This is a genomic window from Saccharomonospora halophila 8 (assembly GCF_000383775.1).
In the GTDB taxonomy this organism is placed as follows: Bacteria; Actinomycetota; Actinomycetes; order Mycobacteriales; family Pseudonocardiaceae; genus Saccharomonospora; species Saccharomonospora halophila.
This window is the reverse complement of sequence record NZ_KB912537.1, coordinates 9,754-15,116: the sequence shown is the minus strand read 5'-3', so window position 1 is coordinate 15,116 and position 5,363 is coordinate 9,754. Positions and strand designations below refer to the sequence as shown.

At 71.8% G+C, this 5,363-nt stretch carries 7 protein-coding genes; 4 read left to right on the top strand and 3 right to left on the bottom strand.

Annotated features, from left to right (window positions below; translation table 11 throughout):
* The coding region (ccsB, locus tag SACHA_RS0109975; RefSeq protein ID WP_019809358.1) for a c-type cytochrome biogenesis protein CcsB at positions 1-795 on the top strand (795 nt) is incomplete at its 5' end.
* Between the two features lie 80 nt (positions 796-875).
* Positions 876-1,988 carry a MinD/ParA family ATP-binding protein gene (locus SACHA_RS0109970; RefSeq protein ID WP_019809356.1) on the top strand — a complete coding sequence of 371 codons (1,113 nt, stop codon included), beginning with the start codon at positions 876-878 and terminating at the stop codon, positions 1,986-1,988.
* A gap of 33 nt (positions 1,989-2,021) precedes the next feature.
* Here SACHA_RS0109970 and SACHA_RS0109965 read toward each other — a convergent pair whose 3' ends face one another.
* Both SACHA_RS0109965 and SACHA_RS0109960 read right to left on the bottom strand, forming a co-directional pair.
* Complete coding sequence (locus SACHA_RS0109965) at positions 2,022-2,210, bottom strand: hypothetical protein (protein WP_019809354.1); 189 nt, start codon at positions 2,208-2,210, stop codon at positions 2,022-2,024.
* Between the two features lie 161 nt (positions 2,211-2,371).
* The gene (locus SACHA_RS0109960; RefSeq protein WP_019809351.1) at positions 2,372-2,581 is read right to left on the bottom strand and encodes a BldC family transcriptional regulator; all 210 of its coding nucleotides are present in this window, start codon (positions 2,579-2,581) and stop codon (positions 2,372-2,374) included.
* A gap of 196 nt (positions 2,582-2,777) precedes the next feature.
* On the opposite strand from SACHA_RS0109960, the gene SACHA_RS0109955 reads away from it, so the two are divergent.
* Positions 2,778-3,203 carry a DUF4229 domain-containing protein gene (locus tag SACHA_RS0109955; protein ID WP_232211853.1) on the top strand — a complete coding sequence of 142 codons (426 nt, stop codon included), beginning with the start codon at positions 2,778-2,780 and terminating at the stop codon, positions 3,201-3,203.
* Positions 3,200-4,285 carry an L-cysteine desulfhydrase Cds1 gene (cds1, locus tag SACHA_RS0109950; protein WP_019809348.1) on the top strand — a complete coding sequence of 362 codons (1,086 nt, stop codon included), beginning with the start codon at positions 3,200-3,202 and terminating at the stop codon, positions 4,283-4,285. The genes SACHA_RS0109955 and cds1 overlap by 4 nt, the downstream gene beginning before the upstream one ends.
* A 21-nt stretch (positions 4,286-4,306) precedes the next feature.
* On the opposite strand, the gene SACHA_RS0109945 is transcribed toward cds1, so the two are convergent.
* A complete protein-coding gene (locus SACHA_RS0109945; RefSeq protein ID WP_028663043.1) occupies positions 4,307-5,191 on the bottom strand; it encodes a 1,4-dihydroxy-2-naphthoate polyprenyltransferase in 885 nt (294 codons plus the stop codon).
* Positions 5,192-5,363 lie beyond the last annotated feature (172 nt).

Below are 5,363 nucleotides of genomic sequence, written 5' to 3'. Positions count from 1 at the left end.
ATGACCGGCACCGCCCCGGACCCGCCGCACGGGGCACGCACCCGCGCCGAGCGGGCGGGCCGGATGGGCGTGGCGCTCATCGTGCTCGGCGTGCTGCTGCACCTGTCCGCGCTGGTGCTGCGGGGACTGGCCACGAGCCGGGCGCCCTGGGGCAACATGTACGAGTACATCATGGCGATCTGCCTGGCCACGGTCGTCGCCTGGCTCGTGATGATGCGCCGCTACCCGATCCGGCACCTGTCGGCGTTCGTGCTGCTGCCCGTGGTGATCCTGATGTTCGTCGGCGGCACGATGCTCTACGCCGTCGCGGCACCGGTGCAGCCCGCGCTCCAGTCGTACTGGCTGGTCATCCACGTCGCCGCCGCGGCGATCTCCTCCGGGGTGTTCCTGGTGCCCGGTGTGGCCAGCCTGCTGTACCTCTTCCGGGCCGCGCACGAACGCGAGCCCGCGAAGTTCGCCCGGTTCGGCCCGCGCCTGCCCGCGCTCGACGTCCTCGACCGGGTGGCCTACCGCACCACGGTCCTCGCCTTCCCGATCTTCACGTTCGGCGTGCTGTGCGGCGCGGTCTGGGCAGAGGCCGCCTGGGGCCGGTTCTGGGGATGGGACCCCAAGGAGACGGTGGCCTTCATCGCCTGGGTGGTCTACGCCGCCTACCTGCACTCGCGCTCCACCGCCGGGTGGCGCGGCACCCGGGCGGCGGCAATCAACGTCGTCGGGTTCGCGGTGACGGTGTTCAACCTGTTCTTCGTCAACCTGGTGACGGCGGGTCTTCACTCGTACGCGGGAGTCAGCTGACGTTCCGCCGGATCGGGGACTACCGTCACACGGGGGACACGCACAAGGGGGAGTTCGCAACCGATCGGAGGATCGACGCGGTGACCGGACCCAGTGAGCACGGCGGGTGGGGACAACCACGTTTCCCCGGAGCGGGCACGGACTCCGCGCCGTACCCCGCACAGCCGTTCCCGCAGGGTGAGCCGCTGCCGCGGGGTACGCCGCTACCGCAGCCGCGCGGCGGGCGGTACCACACGCCCGGCTCCGCGCCCGGTCCCGGTGGCCCGGATTCCGACCTGGACAACGTCCGGTTCGTCCGGCGGATGAAGCGCGCACCCCGGTCCGGGTGGCGCAGGCTGGTCTACCTCGGTACCGGCAGACTCGTGAACCCGGGCGAGAGCCCCGCGGAACGCCGCGAACGGGAGCTGTCCCACCGGGTCAACCAGCCGCTGCGGGGTTGCCACCGCATCGCGATGCTGAGCCTGAAGGGCGGAGTCGGGAAAACCACCATGACGACCGCGCTCGGCTCGACGTTCGCGTCCCTGCGGGGCGACCGGGTGATCGCCGTGGACGCGAACCCCGACCGGGGCACGCTCGCGCAGAAGATCCCGATCGAGACCGCGGCGACGGTGCGGCATCTGCTGCGCGACGCGGGGAGCGTGACCCACTACAGCGACGTGCGCGCCTACACCTCGCAGGGGCCGAGCAGGCTGGAGGTTCTCGCCAGCGAGTCCGATCCGGCCGTGTCCGAGGCGTTCTCGGAACAGGACTACCTGCGCGCGGTCGCGTTGCTGGAGCACTTCTACAACGTCGTGCTCACCGACTGCGGCACCGGTCTGATGCACTCGGCGATGAAGGGGGTGCTGGACTCCGCGGACTCCCTGGTGGTGGTCTCGTCCGGGTCCCTGGACGGGGCGCGCAGTGCGTCGGCGACCCTGGACTGGCTGGACGCCCACGGCTACGGGGACCTGGTGACCCGCTCGGTCGCGGTGATCAACTCCGTGCGGCCGAAGGCGGGATCGGTCGATCTGGACCGGCTCGCCGCGCACTTCGCGGCCCGGGTGCGGGCGGTGGCGAGGATCCCGTTCGACGCGCATCTGGAGGAGGGAGCCGAGATCGACCTGGACCGGCTCCATCCGGGCACGCGGCGGGCGCTGCTCGAACTGGCCGCGACGGTGGCGGACGGTTTCGACACCGACCGGTTCGTCCGCTGAACCGGGCCGGGAGGGCGGACCCGGAAGCCGGGCTCAGCTGCCGCCCTCGTCGTCCTGCCTGCGTTGCCGCTCGTTGAGCTCGCGGAGGAACTCGGGGTCGTCGTCGGGGGCGAGCGGTGCCTCGGACCGGGGCGTGGACACGCCGACCCGGTCTGCGCCGAAGGCCCGCCACAACACGACCGCGATGGTGAGGGCGCCGATCGCCGCGAGCAGGTAGAGCATGCCCGCTCCCTTCGGTGTGCACGCGCGGATGGGTACCGCCTCCGAGATTAACCCTGTTGTCGAGTTCCGGGACGCGGGGTGCCCACCGCGCCGGAGGCACCCCGGTCGTCCCACGGTGCCCGACCGGTCCCGACCGGTGGCCCGAGCGGCGTTGCGACGGCTCAGTCGTGGACGACCTCGCCCGCGTCCGTGGTCAGTTCCTCCAGCAGTTGGTTGACCTCCGACTCCCGGAATCGCCGGTGGCCGCCGGGCGTCCGGATCGAGCCGATGCGGCCCGCCGTGGCCCAGCGTGTCACCGTCTTCGGGTCCACCCGGAACAACGTCGCGACCTCACCCGGGGTGAGCAGCCGTCCTCCAGTGCTCGTGGTCACTGTCCGCCCTCCTTCGTTATTCGCGACGCAATCGTGGCACTTCCCCCGTCGGGTACTCGAACGGTTGTCGGAGAGTAAAGAGGTAGTAAGGGACAAACCGCCCGGTCCGGGCGGGCGTGGCGGGGTCACCACTGCCGTGGCCGGCTTCCGGCACCGCTTTCCTGCCCGCGTAGCCTCGAACGATGTGGACACCGACGTGACTGGATCCGACAGCGACCGGCGGACGGGCGACACCTTCGTCCGCGACCTCGTGTTGTACGTGCTCGCCCGGTTGGCGCTGGTCGTGGTCATCACGGTGCCGTTGGCCCTGGTCCCCGGGGTGCCGTTGCTGGTGGCACTCGTCGTCGGGTTCTTCGTCGGTATGCCCTTCGGGTTGTTGCTGCTGCGGTCGCTGAACGAGCGCGTGACGGCGGGGCTCGCCGCCCGGAACGAACGCCGCGCCGCGGAACGCGCCCGGTTACGTGCCGAACTGCGCGGCGAGGACGTCCCGGACACCCCGGGGACGGACACCACCGGGGAGCAGGACACCGGGGACCCGGCGCGCACCGACGACACCGACGACACGGACGACACCGACGACACCGACGACACCGACGACACCGACGGGGAGGGCACGCGGTGAATCACGAGTGGGTGCGGGAGGCCGTCCGCATCATCGAGGCCGACGCCAACCGCAGCGCCGACACGCACCTGCACGTGTTCCCGCTCCCCCCGGACTGGGGCATCGACCTCTACCTGAAGGACGAGTCGGTGCATCCCACCGGCTCGCTCAAGCACCGCCTCGCCCGCTCGCTGCTGCTGTACGGGCTGGTCAACGGCCGGATCGGTCCGGAAACGGTGCTCGTGGAGGCCTCCAGCGGCTCGACGGCGGTGTCCGAGGCGTACTTCGCACGGATGCTGGGTCTGGAGTTCGTCACCGTGGTGCCGCGCAAGACCAGCCAGGAGAAGATCGACCTCATCGAGTTCTACGGCGGTCGCTGCCACTTCGTGGACAGCGGCCCGGAGATGTACTCGGAGGCCGAACGGCTGGCCGCCGAGTGCGGCGGGCACTACCTCGACCAGTTCACCTACGCGGAACGCGCGACCGACTGGCGGGGCAACAACAACATCGCCGAGTCGGTGTTCACCCAGCTGCGTTCGGAGCGGCACCCGGTCCCGGCGTGGATCGTCGTGGGCGCGGGCACCGGCGGCACGAGCGCGACGTTCGGCCGGTACGTGCGCTACCGCAGGCACGACACCCGCATCGCGGTGGTCGACCCGGAGAACTCGGCGTTCGCCGGCGCCTGGGAGACCGGCGCCCGCGACTACAGCACCGGGATGCCGTCCCGGATCGAGGGCATCGGGCGTCCCCGGGTCGAGCCGTCGTTCGTGCCCGAGGTGATCGACGAGATGATCCGCGTGCCCGACGCGGCGTCCCTGGCCGCGATCCGGTACCTGCGCGAGCGCACCGGCCACTGGGCCGGGGGATCCACCGGGACCAACCTGCACGGCGCGTTCACCCTGATCTCGCGGATGCGCGCCGAGGGCAGGCGGGGCAGCGTGGTCACGCTGCTGTGCGACGGCGGTGAGCGCTACGCGAACACCTACTACGACGACGCCTGGGTCGCCGAGCAGGGCCTCGACCCCGACCCGCACCTGCGTGCGTTCGAGCAGTTCACCAGCACCGGCGTCTTCGAGCCGCCGGAGACACCGGGTCCGGCCTGAGACCGGGCGCCGGCCGGGTGCTCAGCTCGCCAGCCCGAGCGCCGCGCCGGTGAGCGCGGCCCAGGCCAGCATGGACATGCCGGTGTCGCGGAGCACGGGGATCAGATCCTCGCCCTCGTACCCCGTCAGGACGGCGCGGGCGGGCGCGGCGATCAGCACCAGGGCGATCACCCCCACGAACGCCAACGGATGCACCAGGCCCAGCGCCGCGGTGACCGCGAACGGCAGGATCACCAGGGCGAGCCAGAGCCTGCGGGTCGCGGTGTCGCCCAGCCGGACGGCGACGGTGTGTTTGCCGGTCTCGCGGTCGGTGGGGATGTCCCGCAGGTTGTTCGCCACGAGCACGGCCGCCGACCACGAGCCCACCGCGACCGCGCTGAGGCCGGACTCCCAGTTCACCGTGCCGGCCTGGACGTACACGGTGCCCAGCACCGCGACCGGCCCGAAGAACGTGAACGCCGCGAGCTCACCGAGGCCGGAGTAGCCGTAGGGCCTGCTGCCGCCGGTGTAGAACCAGGCCGCCCCGATGCTCACCGCACCCACCGCGAGCAGCCACCACCGGCCGGACAGGGCCACCAGCGCGAGCCCGAAGACCGCCGCGACCGCGAACGACGTCCAGGCGGCCGTCAGCACCGACCGCGCGGTGGCCGCTCCCGAGCCGACGAGCCGTTGCGGCCCGGTGCGCTCGTCGTCGGTGCCGCGCACACCGTCGGAGTAGTCGTTGGCGAAGTTGACCCCGAGGATCAGGGACAGCGACACCAGCAACGCCAGTGCCGACTTCAGCCAGGACAATGCGGAGAGTTCGGCCGCCAGCCCCGCACCGACGAGCACGGGGGCGACGGCGTTGGGCAACGTGCGGGGCCGTGCCCCTTCGATCCACTGCGCGGCGGTCGCCATGGGGCTCATTGTTCGGCATCGCTTTCGCGCGCGGTGAGCTGGGCACGCACCGCGTCGCGGTGTACCTTGCCCGGACCGGTGAGCGGTAGTTCCGGCACGACGAGCAGCACTTTCGGCGCCGCCGCCGCACCCAGCTCGGCCCGCACGTGTGCGCGCAGGGCGTCCGGGGCGGGCGCCGGTG